Source organism: Kocuria himachalensis (assembly GCF_054784195.1).
Genome location: NZ_BAAGPL010000015.1, coordinates 69,065 through 86,265 on the forward strand (window position 1 = coordinate 69,065; position 17,201 = coordinate 86,265).

General features: G+C 73.7%; 14 protein-coding genes and 1 riboswitch. Of the genes, 1 reads left to right on the top strand and 13 read right to left on the bottom strand.

What is annotated here, in order from left to right; all coding sequences use genetic code 11:
* Window positions 1-51: 51 nt before the first annotated feature.
* The 4 genes from infB to ACYVM4_RS09605 all read right to left on the bottom strand — a co-directional run bounded on the left by infB (window position 52) and on the right by ACYVM4_RS09605 (window position 5,358).
* Entirely contained in the window at window positions 52-2,919 is a 2,868-nt protein-coding gene (infB, locus tag ACYVM4_RS09590; protein WP_460668373.1) for a translation initiation factor IF-2, read from the bottom strand.
* Between the two features lie 204 nt (window positions 2,920-3,123).
* Window positions 3,124-3,618, bottom strand: coding sequence for a YlxR family protein (locus tag ACYVM4_RS09595; RefSeq protein WP_368820665.1), 495 nt, complete (start codon window positions 3,616-3,618; stop codon window positions 3,124-3,126).
* A 52-nt stretch (window positions 3,619-3,670) separates the two neighbouring features.
* Window positions 3,671-4,651: a transcription termination factor NusA gene (nusA, locus tag ACYVM4_RS09600; protein WP_368832035.1), complete on the bottom strand. Its 981-nt coding sequence runs from the start codon at window positions 4,649-4,651 to the stop codon at window positions 3,671-3,673.
* Between the two features lie 191 nt (window positions 4,652-4,842).
* Window positions 4,843-5,358 carry a ribosome maturation factor RimP gene (locus tag ACYVM4_RS09605; RefSeq protein ID WP_460668374.1) on the bottom strand — a complete coding sequence of 172 codons (516 nt, stop codon included), beginning with the start codon at window positions 5,356-5,358 and terminating at the stop codon, window positions 4,843-4,845.
* Window positions 5,359-5,459: 101 nt separating this feature from the next.
* Here ACYVM4_RS09605 and ACYVM4_RS09610 point away from each other — a divergent pair, with 101 nt between their 5' ends.
* Entirely contained in the window at window positions 5,460-6,452 is a 993-nt protein-coding gene (locus tag ACYVM4_RS09610; protein ID WP_460668375.1) for a hypothetical protein, read from the top strand.
* A 20-nt stretch (window positions 6,453-6,472) separates the two neighbouring features.
* Here the strand turns inward: ACYVM4_RS09610 and ACYVM4_RS09615 are convergent, their stop codons facing one another.
* The 9 genes from ACYVM4_RS09615 to dxr all read right to left on the bottom strand — a co-directional run bounded on the left by ACYVM4_RS09615 (window position 6,473) and on the right by dxr (window position 17,121).
* Entirely contained in the window at window positions 6,473-7,240 is a 768-nt protein-coding gene (locus ACYVM4_RS09615) for a TSUP family transporter (RefSeq protein WP_368820784.1), read from the bottom strand.
* A gap of 49 nt (window positions 7,241-7,289) precedes the next feature.
* The gene (locus ACYVM4_RS09620) at window positions 7,290-9,089 is read right to left on the bottom strand and encodes a proline--tRNA ligase (protein ID WP_460668376.1); all 1,800 of its coding nucleotides are present in this window, start codon (window positions 9,087-9,089) and stop codon (window positions 7,290-7,292) included.
* A 148-nt stretch (window positions 9,090-9,237) separates the two neighbouring features.
* The gene (locus ACYVM4_RS09625; protein WP_460668377.1) at window positions 9,238-10,092 is read right to left on the bottom strand and encodes a GNAT family N-acetyltransferase; all 855 of its coding nucleotides are present in this window, start codon (window positions 10,090-10,092) and stop codon (window positions 9,238-9,240) included.
* An 18-nt stretch (window positions 10,093-10,110) separates the two neighbouring features.
* A complete protein-coding gene (gene ispG / locus ACYVM4_RS09630; RefSeq protein WP_460668378.1) occupies window positions 10,111-11,277 on the bottom strand; it encodes a flavodoxin-dependent (E)-4-hydroxy-3-methylbut-2-enyl-diphosphate synthase in 1,167 nt (388 codons plus the stop codon).
* 178 nt (window positions 11,278-11,455) lie between these two features.
* Window positions 11,456-12,790, bottom strand: coding sequence for a M50 family metallopeptidase (locus tag ACYVM4_RS09635; protein WP_460668379.1), 1,335 nt, complete (start codon window positions 12,788-12,790; stop codon window positions 11,456-11,458).
* 188 nt (window positions 12,791-12,978) lie between these two features.
* On the bottom strand, window positions 12,979-13,578 hold the full coding sequence (locus tag ACYVM4_RS09640) for a methionine ABC transporter permease (protein WP_438612807.1): 600 nt from the start codon (window positions 13,576-13,578) through the stop codon (window positions 12,979-12,981).
* A 56-nt stretch (window positions 13,579-13,634) separates the two neighbouring features.
* The gene (locus tag ACYVM4_RS09645) at window positions 13,635-14,711 is read right to left on the bottom strand and encodes a methionine ABC transporter ATP-binding protein (RefSeq protein ID WP_368820674.1); all 1,077 of its coding nucleotides are present in this window, start codon (window positions 14,709-14,711) and stop codon (window positions 13,635-13,637) included.
* Window positions 14,708-15,583, bottom strand: a complete 876-nt coding sequence (locus ACYVM4_RS09650) for a MetQ/NlpA family ABC transporter substrate-binding protein (RefSeq protein WP_460668380.1) — start codon at window positions 15,581-15,583, stop codon at window positions 14,708-14,710. Before ACYVM4_RS09650 ends, ACYVM4_RS09645 begins: the two co-directional genes overlap by 4 nt.
* A gap of 108 nt (window positions 15,584-15,691) precedes the next feature.
* A riboswitch (SAM riboswitch) is annotated at window positions 15,692-15,810 on the bottom strand.
* A 36-nt stretch (window positions 15,811-15,846) separates the two neighbouring features.
* Window positions 15,847-17,121 carry a 1-deoxy-D-xylulose-5-phosphate reductoisomerase gene (gene dxr, locus ACYVM4_RS09655; RefSeq protein WP_460668381.1) on the bottom strand — a complete coding sequence of 425 codons (1,275 nt, stop codon included), beginning with the start codon at window positions 17,119-17,121 and terminating at the stop codon, window positions 15,847-15,849.
* Window positions 17,122-17,201: the final 80 nt, after the last annotated feature.

A 17,201-nucleotide genomic window follows, 5' to 3' on the forward strand; every position in this document is an offset into this window, starting at 1 on the left:
GCCCGTGCCGCCGCGGGTGTCCCGTGCTCGGGGCACGGGACTTGGGACGGGTCAGGCGCGCGGCTTCTCGCGCATCTCCCACGTCTCGATGAGGTCGCCCTCGTGGATGTCGTTGAAGGAGCCGAGCCCGATACCGCACTCGTAGCCCTCGCGGACCTCGGTCGCGTCGTCCTTGAACCGGCGCAGCGAGTCGACCGTGAGGTTGTCCGCCACGACGCTGCCGTCCCGGACGAGCCGGGCCTTGGAGTTGCGGCGGATGGTGCCCTTGGTGATGTAGGCACCGGCGATGTTGCCCCACTTGGAGGAGCGGTACACCTCGCGGATCTCGGCGGTGCCGAGCGCCACCTCCTCGTACTCCGGCTTGAGCATGCCCTTGAGCGCGCTCTCGACGTCGTCGATGGCGTTGTAGATCACCGAGTAGAACTTCATCTCGACGCCCTCGCGGTCGGCCAGGTCGGTCACGCGCTCGGCGGGACGGACGTTGAAGCCGATGATGATCGCGTTGTCCACGGTCGCCAGGTTGACGTCGTTCTGGGTGATGGCGCCGACGCCGCGGTGGATGACCCGCAGCTGGACCTCCTCGCCCACGTCGATCTTGAGCAGCGAGTCCTCGAGCGCCTCCACGGCACCGGACACGTCGCCCTTGATGATGAGGTTGAGCGTGTCGATCTTGCCGGCGGCCACGGCCTCGTCGAAGGACTCGAGCGTGATCCGCTTGCGGCGCTTGGCGAGCAGGGCGTTGCGGTCCGCCGCCTGGCGCTTCTCGGCGATCTGGCGCGCGGTGCGCTCCTCCGGGGTGGAGAGGAACGTGTCGCCCGCCCGGGGCACGGAGTCGAGACCCAGCACCTGCACGGGCCGCGAGGGACCCGCCTCCTCGACGGACTGCCCGTTCTCGTCGAACATGGCGCGCACGCGGCCGTACGCGGCTCCGGCGACGATCGCGTCGCCGACGTGCAGCGTGCCGGACTGCACGAGCACGGTCGAGACCGCACCGCGTCCCTTGTCCAGGTTCGCCTCGATCGCCACGCCGCGGGCGCCCTTGTTCGGGTTCGCCGACAGCTCGAGCGCGCCGTCCGCGGTCAGCACGATCGCGTCCAGCAGGTCGTCGATGTTGAGGTTCTGGCGCGCGGAGACGTCGACGAACATGGTGTCGCCGCCGTACTCCTCGGGGACCAGGCCGTACTCGGTGAGCTGGCCGCGGATCTTCTCCGGGTTCGCCTCGGGCTTGTCGATCTTGTTGACCGCCACCACGATCGGCACGCCGGCGGCCTGGGCGTGGTTGAGCGCCTCGACCGTCTGCGGCATGACGCCGTCGTCCGCGGCGACCACGAGCACGGCGATGTCCGTCACCTGGGCACCGCGGGCACGCATGGCGGTGAACGCCTCGTGGCCCGGGGTGTCGATGAACGTGATCTGCCGCTCCTGGCCGTCGACCTCGGTCTCGATCTGGTAGGCGCCGATGTGCTGGGTGATGCCGCCGGCCTCCCCCTCGATCACCTTGGTGTTGCGGATCGCGTCGAGCAGGCGGGTCTTGCCGTGGTCGACGTGGCCCATGACGGTGACGACCGGCGGACGCGCCTCCAGGACGTCCTCGCCCTCGGCCGCGGCCTCGGCGTCCAGGTCGATGTCGAAGGACTCGAAGAGCTCGCGCTCCTCGTCCTCCGGCGAGACGACCTGGATCCGGTACCCGAGCTCGGCGCCCAGCAGCTGGAAGGTCTCCTCGTCGAGGGACTGCGTCTGCGTGGCCATCTCGCCGAGGTGGATGAGCACCGTGACGAGGGAGGCCGGGTTCGCGTTGATCTTCTCGGCGAAGTCCGTCAGGGACGCGCCGCGGCGCAGGCGCACCACCGTGGTGCCGTCGCCGTGGGGAACGGCGACGCCGCCGACGGACGGGGCCTTCATCTGCTCGAGCTCCTGGCGCTTCGCCCGCTTCGACTTGCGCTGCTTGCCGCGGGCACCGCCGCGCCCGAAGGCGCCCTGGGTGCCGCCGCGGCCACCGCGGCCGGGGCCGCCGCCGGGACGGGAGAACCCGCCGCCGCCGGCACCGGGAGCGCCGCGGCGCGGACCTGCGCCGCCGCCGGCCGGCCGGGAGCCGATCGGGGCGACACCGGTGGTGTGACCGGGCATCATGTTCGGGCTGGGGCGTGCCCCACCGGGACGGGGACCGCCCTGAGGACGCGGACCGCCCTGGCCCTGGGGACGGGGACCGCCCGGAGCCTGGCCCTGCGGGCGGGGACCGCCCTGGCCCTGGCCCTGGGGACGGGGTCCGCCCTGGCGCTCGGGACGGCCCGAGCGCATGCCCTGCTGGGCGGCGAACGGGTTGTTGCCCGGACGCGGTCCGGCCGGGCGGGGAGCACCCGGTCGCGGCGCGGCCGAGCCCGGACGGGGCGCGGTGCCACCGGGGCGCGGCGCGGCGGAGCCCGGACGGGGCGCCCCGCCGCGGCCCATGCCCTGCTGGCTGGCGAAGGGGTTGTTGCCCGGGCGCGGGCCCGGGGCGGGTGCCTTGGCGCCCGGGGACGCCGGGCGCTGCGGCGCGGACCGCTCGGGAGTCGAGGGCTGCTCGGTGGACCGCTGCTCGGGCGCCTTCGCGGCAGGCCTCTGCTCGGCGGGCTTCTCGGGCTCCCGCTCCGGCGCCTTCTCGGCGGGCCTGGCGGCCGCCGGGCCCGGGGCGGACGCGGTGGTGCCGGGCCGGGGCGACGTGCTGGGCTTCGACGCGGGCCTGGCGGCGGGTGCCGGGGCAGCCGGGGCGGGCTTCTCCGCCCGGCCGGCGAGGGCGGAGCGCAGCTTCTTGGCGACGGGCGGCTCGACGGTCGAGGACGCGCCTCGGACGAACTCACCCAGGGTCTGAAGCGTGGAAATCGCTTCCTTGGACGTTATTCCGAGCTCTTTCGCGAGCTCGTGAACGCGGGGCTTGGCCACTTCTCTCCTGTCTCGGTCCGCACCGAAACAGGTACGAACCACTTATTTTCCGTTGAGGCTCCCGGAGCATCGGCCGTCGAGGACGGCGCGGGGTCGCGGGAGGCCGTTGGCAGAGCACAACGAAGCACTCATCGCTGGGCACTCATCGGTTTTCCATCGGTTCTCTGACTCGCTTTCCAGTTCTTCACCCGCGTGCGGACGTGGTCACCGGTCCGGTCGGACCGTGCGGGCTGCCGTCCGGGGACGGCTGTGGTCGGCACTCGTGCGCCCGGTCGCCGGGCTGCCCTCCGTGGACAGCAGGGCGTCCAGCTCGGGGACGACCGCCTCCGTGTCCACGGCTGCCCGGAACGCGCGCCGGAAGGCGCGCCGGCGCAGGGCCGAGTCCAGGCACTCGTGGGAGGGGTGGAGCCAGGCTCCGCGACCGCCGAGGCGCCCGTTCCGGTCGACCACGGCCCGGAGGCCGCTGTCGGTCGGTTCGGTCACCACACGTACGAGCTGGTCAGGGTGTTCGGTGGTCCGGCATCCGATGCACGTGCGACGGGAGTCTGCACTCACTCGCTCAGTACTCCTCGTCTCGCGCCGGGACGTCGGGGACGTCCCGTGCAGGCCGGGAACCGGCGCCGGACAGGGACCACCAACGGTCTGACCGCTGTCCAGTCTATCCCGGGGACCGCCCTGGGCCGAAACCGGGGGGCGCACGGGATCCGGAGGCCGCCCCGGGGCGGGGGCGCCGGTCCCGGGGCGGCGTGGCTCAGCGGCGCTCGGCGGCCTTCGACTCGGCGACGATGTCGATCTTCCAGCCGGTGAGCTTCGCGGCCAGGCGCGCGTTCTGGCCCTCCTTGCCGATGGCCAGGGACAGCTGGGTGTCGGGGACGACGGCGCGGGACGAGCGGGCCCGCTCATCGAGCACGGTCACCCGGGACACCTTGGCCGGGGACAGGGCGTTGGCGATGCAGCGGGCGGGGTCGTCCGACCAGTCGACGATGTCGATCTTCTCGTCGTGCAGCTCGTTCATCACGGCGCGCACGCGGGAGCCCATCTCGCCGATGCAGGCGCCCTTGGCGTTGATCCCGGACTGGGTGGCGCGCACGGCGATCTTCGTCCGGTGACCGGCCTCGCGGGCGATCGCCATGATCTCCACGGAGCCGTCGGCGATCTCCGGCACCTCCATCTCGAACAGGCGGCGCACCAGGTCGGGGTGGGAGCGGGACAGCGTGATGGACGGGCCCTTCATGCCGCGCTTGACCTCGACGACGAACGCACGGATGCGGGCGCCGTGCGGGTACTTCTCGCCGGGGGACTGCTCGTGCGGGGGCAGCACGCCCTCCACGGTGCCGAGGTCGACCTGGACCATGTGGGGGTTGTGCCCCTGCTGGATCTGCCCGGAGACGATCTCGCCCTCGCGGCCCTTGAAGTGGCCCAGGACGGCGTCGTCCTCGACGTCGCGCAGCCGCTGGAGGATGACCTGGCGGGCCGTGGAGGCGGCGATCCGCCCGAACCCGGCCGGGGTGTCGTCGAACTCCCCGACCGCCTCGCCGTCCTCGTCCAGCTCGGGGGCCCAGATGGTGACGTGGCCGGTCCGGCGCTCGATCTCGGCGCGCGCCCCCGGGAGCGCGCCGGCGGTCTTGTGGTACGCGAGCAGGAGGGCCTGCTCGATGGTGGGGATGAGCAGGTCCACGGGGATGTCGCGCTCACGCTCCAGCAGTCGGAGGGTGCTCATATCGATGTCCATGTCCGGCCTTCCTCACCTGACGACCCCGGGGACGGCGCAGCGCGCCGTCGGGGATGACGGAGCGCCGCCACGGGTCGTGCTCACACACTCGTCGTCGCACTCGGTTGTCGTCGCACTGCGGACCGCGGCGCCGGTGGGCGCCGCGGCGTCAACGGCACATCTTACACTCGTGCCGGGGACGGGCGGGCCCGTCAGTCCGTGAACTCGACCTCCACCTTCGCCCGGCGCACGGCGTCGAAGGCCCAGCGCTCCGGGTCGAGCAGCCGGGGCGCCATGCCCTTCTTCACTTGGTGGCTGCGCTGCAGGAGCACGCCGTCCGGCTCCACCTCGAGCAGGCGGGCCGTGAACTTCTCGCCCTCGACCGGGGTGACGCGCACCAGCCGGCCGATCGAGCGGCGCCAGTGCCGGGGCGCCACGAGCTCCCGCGTGGCTCCCGGGGAGGACACCTCCAGCTCGTAGGCGGAGCCCGGCACGGGGTCCGTGCGGTCGAGGAGCTCGGACACGGCGCGGGAGACCGCGGCGATCCGGTCGATGTCCACGCTGTCGGTGCTGTCCTCCGGGAGGTCCACGAGCACCTGCAGCACGAGCCCGGTGCCGGCGGGCTTCAGGGCGACGTCCTCCAGGACGAGCCCCGCCTCCTCCACCGCGGGCCCGATCAGCTCGGCCAGCCGGTGGTCGTCGGGTCCGGGGGTGCTGTGCTCGCTCACGGGGTCTCCTCGTGCTGTCGGGACGGCGGGGTCGGTCCTGGAAATCCTATGATGGACGCGGCCCTCCGCCGTCCCCCGCCCCGTCCCCCAGGAGCCTCCCGGTGACCGATCCCCGCGCCCCCGCCCACAGGGTGCTCCCGCTGCTGCTGGGGGTCCTGCTCGCGATCGGCACCGCCGGGGCGTGGTGGCTGGACTCCGCCCGTCCGGTGCCCCCGGACGAGGTCGTGCGCGCCGACGCGTGGCTGCGCACCGAGGCGCTGCTCGAGGCCCCCTCCCCGGACCCGGTGCCCGCCGCCCCGTGGGAGGACGTGCGCGCGGACCTGGCCCGGCAGCTCGAGGCCCTCGGACCCGCGCCCGACGACCGCACGAGCGCCGCCGCCCGCGCGCAGCGCCCCTCCCCCGCCGGCGGCACGGACGCCGTGGGCGGCGGGGGCTCGGTCGCCGCGGCGCCCACCGCGCTGCGGACGACGGCGACGGTCCTGGCCGGTGACGCCCTGGCCGCCGAGGACCCCGCCCTGGCCCGGGTGCTCGCCGCGGCGGCGGTCTCGCGGGTCACCGCGGCCCGGCAGCTGGACGGGTCCCCGGCACCGGCCGGCGACGATCTGTGCGACGTCGGCGGGGACCCGGCCCCCGGCGGGACGACCGCCCCCGGCGCCGTCCTGTGGTCGGCGCTGGACCGGGCCGGCTACGCCTTCGAGGCGCTGGCCGCCCGCGCCGGGACGGCCCCGGACGGGGGTGCTCCTCCGGCTGCCGCCCCGGCCGGTGCCGTGCCCGCGGAGCTGGCGGCCCGGGCGCGGGGAGACGTCGAGGAGCTCCTGCAGGCCCCTGTCGCCGGAAGGGTGCTCGCGGCGGACCCGGGGCTGCCGGCAGGTGCCTACGTCCTGGCCGACGACGTGCGGGCGCACCCCGGCCGGGTCGCGGACACGGCGGCCCGGGACGTGCAGGACGCCGCCGCGCACGTCCTGGGCCGCGGGGAGCCCGGCGCGCGGTGCTGGGCGCTCGTGGCGCTGGAGCGCGCGACCGGGCTGCGCGCCGGGCTCACCGGGGAGGTCGGCGCCCTGCCCGGCGTGGTCCGCGACGACCCGCCGCGGTGACCCCGGACCGGCGGGCCGGCTCAGGCTCCCCGGAGGACGTCGAGGCCGAGCTTGAGGATGAGCAGCGAGACGACGGTGAGGAACACGACCCGGATGAAGCGGCTGCCGCGGGCCACGGCGGTGCGCGCCCCGAGGTAGCCGCCCAGCATGTTGGACAGCCCCAGGACGAGTCCCAGGCCCCACAGCACCGACCCGTGGCCGAAGAAGAAGACGAGCGCGCCCACGTTGGTGGCGAGGTTGACGATCTTCGCCTTGGCGCTCGCGGCCAGGAAGCTGTAGCCCAGGAGGGTGATCATGGCGATGACGAGGAACGAGCCGGTGCCCGGGCCCATCACGCCGTCGTAGAAGCCGATGACGGTGCCGATCACCATCGCGGTGCCGTAGTGCCGCGCCCCGCTGTGGCGCAGCTCGGTGAGCTGCCCGACGGTCGGGCGGGCGACCGTGAACAGGAGCACGGCCACCAGCGCGGCGAGGATGATCGGGCGGAACACCGCCTCGGGCAGGGACGCGGCGAGCGCGGCCCCGCCGAAGCTGCCGACCAGCGCGACACCGGCCATGGGCAGGGCCGTGCGCAGGTCGGGGGACGTGCGCCGGTAGAACGTCAGGGCGCTCGTCGCGGTGCCGAACACGGAGCCCATCTTGTTGGTGGCCAGCGCCTGGACGGGGCTGATCCCCGGCACCATCAGCACCACGGGCAGCTGCAGCAGACCACCGCCGCCGACCACGGCGTCGACGAAGCCCGCGGCGAGCCCGGCGGCCACCAGCAGGGCGACGACGCCGGGGTCCATCTGCTCCAGGCCCGAGGACCCGAGCCAGGCGCCGAGCCCCTGCACGCGCTCAGCCGCGCACGGCTGCGGCGACCACCGCGGCGACGCCGTCCCGGGCCACGTCCTCGCTGCTGCCGCTCGCGCGGTCCTTGAGCTCGAGGACGCCGTCCTTGAGGCCGCGGCCGACCACCAGCACGGTGGGCACGCCGAGCAGCTCGGCGTCGCCGAACTTCACGCCCGGGGAGACCTTGGGCCGGTCGTCGAAGAGCACCTCGAGCCCCTCCGCCTCGAGCTCGGCCACGACCTTCTCGGCCTCCTCCAGCACCTCGGGGCCCTTGCCGGTGGCGACCACGTGGACGTCCGCGGGGGCGACCTGGCGGGGCCAGAGCAGGCCCTTGTCGTCGTGGTAGGCCTCGGCCAGGGCGGCGACCGCCCGGGTGACGCCGATCCCGTAGGAGCCCATGGTCACGGTGACGAGCTTGCCGTTGCGGTCCAGGACCTTCAGCCCCAGCGCCTCCGCGTACTTGCGGCCCAGCTGGAAGATGTGGCCCATCTCGATGCCGCGGGCCGCCTCGAGCGGTCCGGAGCCGTCCGGCGCGGGGTCGCCCGCCCGGACGTCGGCGCACTCGAGGACGCCGTCCCACGCGAAGTCGCGCCCGGCCGTGAGGTCGTAGACGTGCTGGCTGGCCACGTTCGCCCCGGTGACCCAGCGGGTGCCGCGGACCACGCGCGGGTCCACGAAGAAGGGGATGCCGGTCGAGGACTTCTCGCCGAGCACGGCCTGGTCGAGGGACAGGCCGGGACCGATGTAGCCCTTGACCAGCAGGGGGTAGGCCCGCAGGTCCTCGTCGCCGGCCTGTTCCACCAGCACCTCGCCGGGGACGTCCAGGGCGGCGCCGATGCCGGCCTCGATCCGTTTGAGGTCCACGGCGCGGTCGCCGGGCAGGCCGACCGCCACGAGCCGTCGCGCGCCGTCGGGCAGGATGACCGCGAGCACCACGTTTTTGAGGGTGTCGGCGGCGGTCCAGGGCCCTTCGGTCCGCGGGTGCATCTCGTTCGAGCGCTGCACGAGCGTGTCGATGGTGGGGCTGTCCGGGGTCTCGAGCACCCGTGCCTCGGGGGCCCCGGCGGGGTCGGACTCCTCGGGGACCACGGTGGTCACCGCCTCGACGTTGGCCGCGTAGCCCCCCGGCGAGCGCACGAACGTGTCCTCGCCGATGACCGTGGGGTGCAGGAACTCCTCGGAGCGGGAGCCGCCCATGGCCCCGGACTGGGCCGAGACGGCGACCACGGGCAGGCCGAGGCGCTCGAAGATCCGGACGTAGGCCTCGCGGTGCCTGGCGTAGGACTCGTCGAGACCGGCGTCGTCGACGTCGAAGGAGTAGGAGTCCTTCATGACGAACTCGCGCCCGCGCAGGAGGCCGGCGCGGGGACGGGCCTCGTCCCGGTACTTCGCCTGGATCTGGTACAGGGTGACGGGGAGGTCCTTGTAGGACGAGTACAGGTCCTTGACGAGCAGCGTGAACATCTCCTCGTGCGTGGGCGCGAGGAGGTAGTCGGCGTCCTTGCGGTCCTTCAGGCGGAAGAGGTTCTCGCCGTACTCCGTCCAGCGGTGGGTGACCTCGTAGGGCTCGCGCGGCAGCAGCGCCGGGAAGTGCACCTCCTGGGCCCCGATCGCGCCCATCTCCTCGCGCACCACCTGCTCGACCTTCCCGAGCACCCGCAGGCCCATCGGCAGCCAGGTGTAGATGCCCGGGGCGGCGCGGCGGATGTAGCCGGCACGGACGAGCAGCTTGTGGCTGTCCACCTCGGCGTCGACAGGGTCTTCGCGCAGGGTCCGCAGGAACAGGGAGGAGAGTCGCAGCGCCACGAGGGCTCCGTTTCTCCCGGGGAGCGCGGCGTGGTGCGGCCGGGCCCGGGCGTCGTGAGGGTGGGCGGCGCCGACGGCGCCGCTGATTCCGGTCAAATCTACACCCCCGGCCCGGGCAGCCGCGCCAGGATCGGCGTGCGCGGGGGCCTCAGAGCAGCACGGTGGCGAAGGTCCCGACCCGCTCGAAGCCGACCCGACGGTAGGTGGCAAGGGCCCGGACGTTGTAGTCGTTGACGTAGAGGCTGACCACCGGTGTGCGCCGGCGGGCGAGGCGCACGGCGGCGGCCATGCAGGGCGCCGCCAGCCCCCGGCCGCGGTGCGCCGGGTCGACCCACACGCCCTGCACCTGCGCCACTCCGCGGGCCACCGAGCCGAGGTCGGCCTTGAACACCACCCGGCCCCCGTCGTCGGTGAGGACGAGGCAGCGCCCCGCCGCGACGAGCGCGGAGACCCTGTCCCGGTACCCGCGGTCACCGCCCGTGTACGGGGAGTAGCCCACCTCCTCCTCGAACATCGCGGCGCTCGCCGGGAGCACGGCGGGCAGGTCCTCGGGACGCGCGACGCGGACGCCGGGGTGCGGGGCGAGCGCCGGGTCCCGGTCGATGGCCAGCAGGGGCTGGACGGGCCGCAGGTCGAAGGGGCGGGGCCAGGAGCGCTCCACCCGGGACCACAGCCCGAGCACCAGCTCGGCGGGCCCGAACAGCGAGGCGTGCCGGGACCCGCCCCGGCGCAGGTGCCCGCCGACGAGGTCCAGGCCCGGGGCGTCCAGGGACACGGGCACCACGTTCGTGCCCACCCAGCAGGCGCCGGTCAGCTCCCCGTCCGGCCCGGCCGTGCCGACCACGGGCGGGATCCGCGAGCCCTTGCTGCCGCGGTAGGACTCGACGTGGGCGGCCACGAACGCGTGGGCGACCGGGTCGGCCTCGAGCAGCCGGTCCAGCTGGGCCGGATCGACCTCCCCCGCCGGCACCAGCCGCGGCGCCGTCCTCCGCTGCGTCCTCACCCGCTCGTCACCGGCCCGTCAGCTGACGCTCACGACGGGGCTGCCCGCCGTGGTCTCCCCGTTCTCGTCCGTCTCCATCTCGGCGGCGATGCGGTTGGCCTCCTCGATCAGGGTCTCCACGATGAGGTCCTCGGGGACGGTCTTCACGACCTCGCCCTTGACGAAGATCTGGCCCTTGCCGTTGCCGGAGGCCACGCCGAGGTCGGCCTCGCGGGCCTCGCCCGGGCCGTTGACGACGCAGCCCATCACGGCCACCCGCAGCGGGACGGTGAGGCCCTCCAGACCCGCCGTCACCTCGTCGGCGAGCGTGTAGACGTCCACCTGGGCGCGGCCGCACGAGGGGCAGGAGACGATCTCGAGCTTGCGCGGGCGCAGGCCCAGGGACTGCAGGATCTGGTTGCCGACCTTGACCTCCTCGACCGGCGGCGCCGAGAGGGAGACCCGGATGGTGTCCCCGATGCCCTGGGACAGCAGGGCGCCGAAGGCCGTGGCGGACTTGATGGTGCCCTGGAAGGCGGGGCCCGCCTCGGTCACGCCGAGGTGCAGGGGCCAGTCGCCGCGCTCGGCGAGCAGCTGGTAGGCCCGGACCATGGTGACCGGGTCGTTGTGCTTGACGGAGATCTTGAAGTCGTGGAAGTCGTGCTCCTCGAACAGGGACGCCTCCCACACGGCGGACTCCACGAGCGCCTCGGGCGTGGCCTTGCCGTACTTGTCCATGATCCGCTGGTCGAGGGAGCCGGCGTTCACGCCGATCCGGATGGACACCCCGGCGGCCTTGGCCTCGCGGGCGATCTGGCCGACCTGGTCGTCGAACTTGCGGATGTTGCCCGGGTTCACGCGCACGGCCGCGCACCCGGCCTCGATGGCGGCGTAGACGTACTTCGGCTGGAAGTGGATGTCGGCGATCACCGGGATCGGAGACTTCATGGCGATGATCGGCAGGGCGTCGGCGTCGTCCTGGGACGGGCACGCCACCCGGACGATGTCGCAGCCGGTGGCGTTGAGCTCGGCGATCTGCTGCAGGGTCGCGTTGATGTCCGTGGTGGGGGTGGTCGTCATGGACTGCACGCTCACCGGCGAGTCGGAGCCGACGCCCACGGACCCGACCCGGATCTGCCGGGTCTTCCGGCGCGGGGTGAGGACGGGCGGGGGGGCGGCGGGCATGCCGAGGCTGACCGGGGTCAAGGAGTTCCTCCGAGGAATCGAGGGCAGGAGCTGGAGCGGTGGCGCCGGGACCCGCTCGCCGGGCCCGTCGCCGGTTCCCATTGTGCCCCATGCTCCGGGGCGGACCCCGGGCGGCGGAGGGTGATTCCTCCCTCGCCGAACGCCCGGCGGCCCCGGGTCCGGGCCGCCGGGGGCGGACTCAGAACAGCCGGACCGGCTTGACGATGTCCGCGTAGATCAGCAGCACGGACATCCCGATCATCAGCACGGCCACCGCATAGGTCACCGGCAGCAGCCGGGCGGGGTCGAACGGGCCGGGGTCGCGGTGGCCCAGCAGCCGGGCGCTCCCCCGCCGCAGCGCCTCCCACAGCGCCCCGGCCACGTGCCCGCCGTCGAGCGGCAGCAGCGGGAGCAGGTTGAAGACGAACAGGGCCAGGTTGACGGAGCCGACCAGGCCGACGAGGGAGGCGGCCTTGTCCCGCAGCGCGATCTCCTCGTGCGCGGCGATCTCCCCCGAGATCCGGCCGACCCCGACCACGGAGATCGGCCCGTCGGGGTCCCGCGGCGCGTCGGAGAACGCCGCCTCCCCGACCTCGTAGACCCGCTGCGGCAGGTGCAGCACCACCCCGGCGATCTGCTGCAGCCCGTCGAGCACCGCCCCGGGCACCGCGGTCAGCGGCTGCCGGACGGGCTCGGTCGTGGGGCTGATGCCGATGAACCCGACCTCCTCGTAGCGGGGGGCGCCGTCCTCGTCGGTCACGGCGGCGCCGGAGGCGTCCAGCACGGGGCGCGACGACAGGATGGGGGTGAGCGACGTGGACACGGTCTGCCCGTCCCGCTCGACCACCACCGGGATCCGCTCCCCGGCCCGTTCCCGGATCCGGCCGGTGAGCTCGTCCCAGGAGGCGACCGGGGCGCCGTCGACGGCCGTGACGACGTCCCCGGGGCGCAGCCCGGCGGCGTTCGCGGGGGCCTGGGGGTCCTCCGGCCGGCACTCGGTCTGCCCGGCGGCCTGGCGCTCGGCGGCCACCACGCACTCGGAGACCCAGGCGACGGTCGTAGTGGGCGTCGCCGTCCCGAAGCCGGAGAGCAGGACGGCGAGGCACAGGGCGCCGAGCAGGAGGTTCATCACCGGGCCGCCGAGCATGATCACGACCCGCTTCCACACGGGCAGCCGGTAGAACACGCGGTCCTCGTCGCCGGGGGCGAGCTGGTCGGCGGCGGCCCCGCGGGCCTCGGCCGCCAGCTGCTGGAACACGCCGGTGCTCGAGGCGCGGGCGGTCGTGCCCGCACGCGGCGGCGGGTACATCCCCACCATCGAGATGTAGCCGCCCAGCGGGACCGCCTTGAGCCCGTACTCCGTCTCGCCCCGCCGGCGGGAGAACACGGTGCGCCCGAAGCCCACCATGTACTGCGTGACGCGCACGCCGAAGAGCTTGGCCGGCACCAGGTGGCCGATCTCGTGGAGGGCGATGGAGACCGCGATGGCGACGGCGGCCAGCAGCACGCCCACGAGGAACAGCACGACGCCCATCCGTCGGACCTCCCGGGATCGTCGAGGCCCCCGGCGGGCGCCGGGGGCGGGGCCGTGCGCTCGGCACGGCGAGGACCAGTCTGCACCACCATCCTGGACGGTGCGTGGCAGGCGCACCGGGCCACGACGACGGCCGGCCACCTCCCGGAGGAGGTGACCGGCCGTCGGAGGGCGCCGGGTGGAGCGCCTCAGCGGCGCAGGATCCGGCGGGCCAGCCGGTTGCCCACCACCTGCACGAGCTGCACCAGGACCACGATGACGGCGACCGCCGCCCACGTGACCTCGTCGTTGAACCGCTGGTAGCCCAGGCGCAGGGCGAAGTCGCCCAGGCCGCCGGCGCCGATGGCCCCGGCCATCGCGGACATGTCCGTGATGCCGATGACGAGGAAGGTGTAGCCGAGCACCAGGGGGCCCAGCGCCTCGGGCAGGATCACCGTGGTGATGATCCTGGCCCGGGAGACCCCCATCGAGCGGGCCGCCTCGACGACGCCGGGGTCCACGCTCATGAGGTTCTGCTCGACGATGCGCGCCACCGCGAACATCGCGCCGATGGTCATCGCGAAGATCGCCGCGTTGGGCCCCAGACGGGTCCCCACGACGTCCTCGGTGACCGGTCCGAGCGCGGCCAGCAGGATGATGAACGGGATCGGCCGGACGAAGTTCACCACGACGTTGAGCACCTCGTGGACCGCCCGGTGCTCCAGGATGTTGCCCCGGCGGGTGACGTAGAGGCCCACGCCCACGAGCAGCCCGAGAAGACCGGCGAGCAGCAGCGTGACGGCCACCATGTAGAGGGTCTCCCCGAGCGCGGACAGCAGCTCGGGTCCCAGGACGGACCAGTCGTTCACGCGGCCACCTCTCTCAGGGTCGTGATGCGGGACATCGCGTCGACCACGGACTGCACGGCCGTGTCCTCCCCGATCAGCTCGAAGGTCAGGGAACCGAATGACTGCTCCTGCAGCACGCTGATCCCCCCGTAGGCGATGGTGAAGCGGACGCCGCGGGCGGCGCCGTCGGAGAGCACCCCGCCGATGTCCACGCCGTCGCCGACGTCCACGATCACCAGGCGCCCGCGGTGGGCGCGGCGGAGCCGTTCCACCTCACGGGCGTCGGGCACCGAGTGCAGGACGGAGGAGACGAAGCGGCGGGCGGTCTCGGTGCGGGGCCGGGCGAAGATGTCCACGGTGGAGCCGTGCTCCACGACCTTCCCGTCCTGCATCACGGCCACGCGGTCGGCGATCGCCCGGACCACGTCCATCTCGTGGGTGATGATTACGATCGTGATGCCCAGCTCCCGGTTGACCCGCTGCAGCACCTGCAGCACCTCCTGGGTGGTCTCCGGGTCCAGGGCGCTCGTGGACTCGTCGGCCAGGAGCAGCTTCGGGCTGGTCGCCAGTGCCCGGGCGATGCCCACGCGCTGCTTCTGCCCGCCCGAGAGCTGCTCCGGGTAGTTGCCGGCGCGCGCGGACAGGCCCACGAACTCGAGCAGCTCCGCCACCCGGGCCCGGCGCTTCTCCTTCGGCCAGCCGGCCCGCTTGAGCGGGTACTCGACGTTGCCGGCGACGGTGCGGGACGTGAAGAGGTTGAACTGCTGGAAGATCATGCCGATCTCCTGCCGGACGGGCGCCAGCTCGGTCTCGCGCCGACCGGCCACCTCGAAGCCCTCCACGGTCAGGGACCCCGAGGTGACGGGTTCGAGGCCGTTGATCAGGCGCACGAGGGTGGACTTGCCGGCGCCGGAGTAGCCGATGACACCGAAGATCTCGCCGCGCCGGATCTCCAGCGAGACGCCGTCCACGGCCACGACCTCGCGGCGGGCCCGGGCGGGCCCGGTCACGAAGGACTTGGTGACGTCCTCGAAGCGGACGACGACGTCGCCCGCCCCGGGCGGGACCCGCTCCGGTCCGAGCGGCGCGGTCACTTCTGGAGGTCCTCGGCGTACTGGTCGACGACCTGGATCAGCTCGTCCTGCGGAACGTCCTTCGACACCGCGGTGTTCTTGGTCTCCGCCTGCTCGGCCGCCAGCACGGCGTCCGTGTGGAACAGGTCGGCGACCTGGTGGAGGGTCTCGTCGTCCTTGTTCGCGCCGGTGGCCGCGAAGAAGTTCACGTAGGGCAGGGCGTTCTCGTTGTCCTCGCCGTCCGAGAAGAGCGCCGTGTTGGGGTCGATGTCCGCCCGGGCCAGGAAGGTGTTGTTCACCACCGCGCCGGCGGTGGAGCTCAGGGACAGGACGGTCTGCTCGGCCGAGACCGGGGTGACCTTCACCTTCGACTTCTCGGCGTCGACGTCCAGCTCGGACGGCGCCGTGGTGTCGGAGGTGAACTCGACGAGACCGGCGGACTTGAGCAGGAGCAGGGCGCGGGCCAGGTTGATCGCGTCGTTGGGGACGGCGATCTCGTCGCCCTCCTTGATCTGCTGCAGGGACTCGTAGCGCTCCGAGTAGAGGCCCAGGGGGTAGATCGAGGTGGAACCGATGGGGACGATGTCCTCGCCCGAGTTGTTCCGGTAGTCGGCCAGGAACGCACCGTGCTGGAACCAGTTCATGTCCAGGTCACCGCTGGTGAGGGCGGCGTTCGGCTGGTTGTAGTCGGTGAACTCCACCAGCTCGACCTCGATCCCCGCCGCCTCCGCCTCCTCGAGGAAGGCCTCGTGGACCTGGGTGCGGCCGTCGGTGCCGATCTTGATCACGCCGTCGTCGTAGGGTGCGGCGGCCTGGTCGGATCCTCCGCAGGCGGAGAGGGTCAGGCTGAGGGTGGTGGCCAGTGCGAGGAGGGTGAGGCGCTGCGATCGCATGTCGAGCCTTTCCATGGGTCCAGGAAGTCGGATGTCGGCGCCAGGGCCCGAGGGTCCGGCGGCGTCCACGGTTGCGGGCGTCGTCGCGCCGGTGGGCGCGGAGCGGTCGAACCGTACTTGCCGCCGGCTGCGTCGTCGCGCCGTGGCCGGATGGTCACCTGGGGCACCCCACTACGGGAGAGGGTTGCCGCCCAGCTAGCCAGAGCTTCGCGCTGGGACTCGTCATCCGCCGGGAATCGTAGCACGGACCGCGGCCCGCTCCGTCAGCCGGCGATCACCTCGCGGGCCCGCCGGCGGGCCCAGCGCTCGGCCGCCATCACGGCCTCGAGCTCCAGCGGGCCGCCGTCGTCGTGCTCGCCCAGCACCGCCTCGACCGTGTCCACGATGGCGGTGAACCGGATCCGGCCGTCGTGGAAGGCGTGCACCGCCTCCTCGTTGGCCGCGTTGAACACGGCGGGGAAGGTCCCGCCCCGCTCCCCCGCCGCCTTGATGAGCTCGACGGCCGGGAACGCCACCGGGTCGAGGGGCTCGAAGGTCCACTCCGCGGCGCGCGTCCAGTCGCACGGCCGGGCGGCGCCGGGCACCCGGTGGGGCCAGGCCAGGCCGAGGGCGATGGGCAGGCGCATGTCCGGGGGCGAGGCCTGGGCGAGGGTGGAGCCGTCCACGAACTGGACCATGGAGTGCACGACCGACTGGGGGTGCACCACCACGTCGATGCGCTCGAGGGGGACGTCGAAGAGCAGGTGGGCCTCGAGCACCTCGAGGGCCTTGTTCACCATGGACGCCGAGTTCGTCGTCACCATCAGGCCCATGTCCCAGGTCGGGTGGCGCAGCGCGTCCTGCGGCGTGACCGATTCCAGCTCCGCGCGGGACCGGCCGCGGAACGGTCCGCCGGAGGCCGTCAGCACGAGCCGGTCGACCTCTCCGGCGGTGCCGCCGCGCAGCGCCTGCGCGAGTGCCGAGTGCTCGGAGTCCACGGGGATCAGGGCGTCCGGGTCCCCGGTGGCCGCGGCGGCGGCCTTCACGAGGGCGCCGCCGGCGATCAGCGACTCCTTGTTCGCCAGCGCGAGCTTGTGCCCGGCCCGCAGCGCCGCCAGCGTGGGCGCGAGCCCGATGGAGCCGGTGATGCCGTTGAGCACGAGGTCCGCGCCGGGATGTGCGGCGGCCGCGGACGCCGCGCCGGGCCCGTGCTCGATGTCCGGGCGGTAGCCCGCCGCCCCGGCGGGCGCGGCCCGCTCCGCGATCAGCCGTGCCAGCCGGGCGGCGTCCTGACCGGTGCCGCTGGTCGCCACGACCGCGGCGCGGGTCTCGACGGCCTGGTCGGCGAGCAGCTCGAGGTGGCGTGCTCCGGCGGCGAGGGCGACCACGGTGAACGGGGCCGCGCCCTCGAGCTCGCGGGCGGCCCGCACGACGTCGAGCGCCTGGGTGCCGATCGAGCCCGTCGAGCCGAGGACGCTGATCCTGCGGGGACCGGCGGCGGCCAGCGCGCTCAGCTCGGGCGTCGGGCGGGCGCGTGGAGGGGAGGCGGGGGGCGTCATGGCCCCAGTATCCCCCAGCGGTCGCCCCGGACCCGTGCCTCCGGCGGGCCGGGGCTGTCCGGTCCGTGCCCGGCCCGGGA

Coding starts and splice junctions, on each gene's coding strand:
- nusA (WP_368832035.1), bottom strand. CDS start 4,651: ATGGACATCGATATGAGCACCCTCCGACTGCTGGAGCGTGAGCGCGAC.
- ACYVM4_RS09615 (WP_368820784.1), bottom strand. CDS start 7,240: ATGGACCCCGGCGTCGTCGCCCTGCTGGTGGCCGCCGGGCTCGCCGCG.
- ACYVM4_RS09635 (WP_460668379.1), bottom strand. CDS start 12,790: ATGGGCGTCGTGCTGTTCCTCGTGGGCGTGCTGCTGGCCGCCGTCGCC.
- ACYVM4_RS09640 (WP_438612807.1), bottom strand. CDS start 13,578: ATGGTGGCCGTCACGCTGCTGCTCGCCGGTCTTCTCGGGCTGCTCGTG.
- ACYVM4_RS09650 (WP_460668380.1), bottom strand. CDS start 15,583: ATGCGATCGCAGCGCCTCACCCTCCTCGCACTGGCCACCACCCTCAGC.
- dxr (WP_460668381.1), bottom strand. CDS start 17,121: ATGACGCCCCCCGCCTCCCCTCCACGCGCCCGCCCGACGCCCGAGCTG.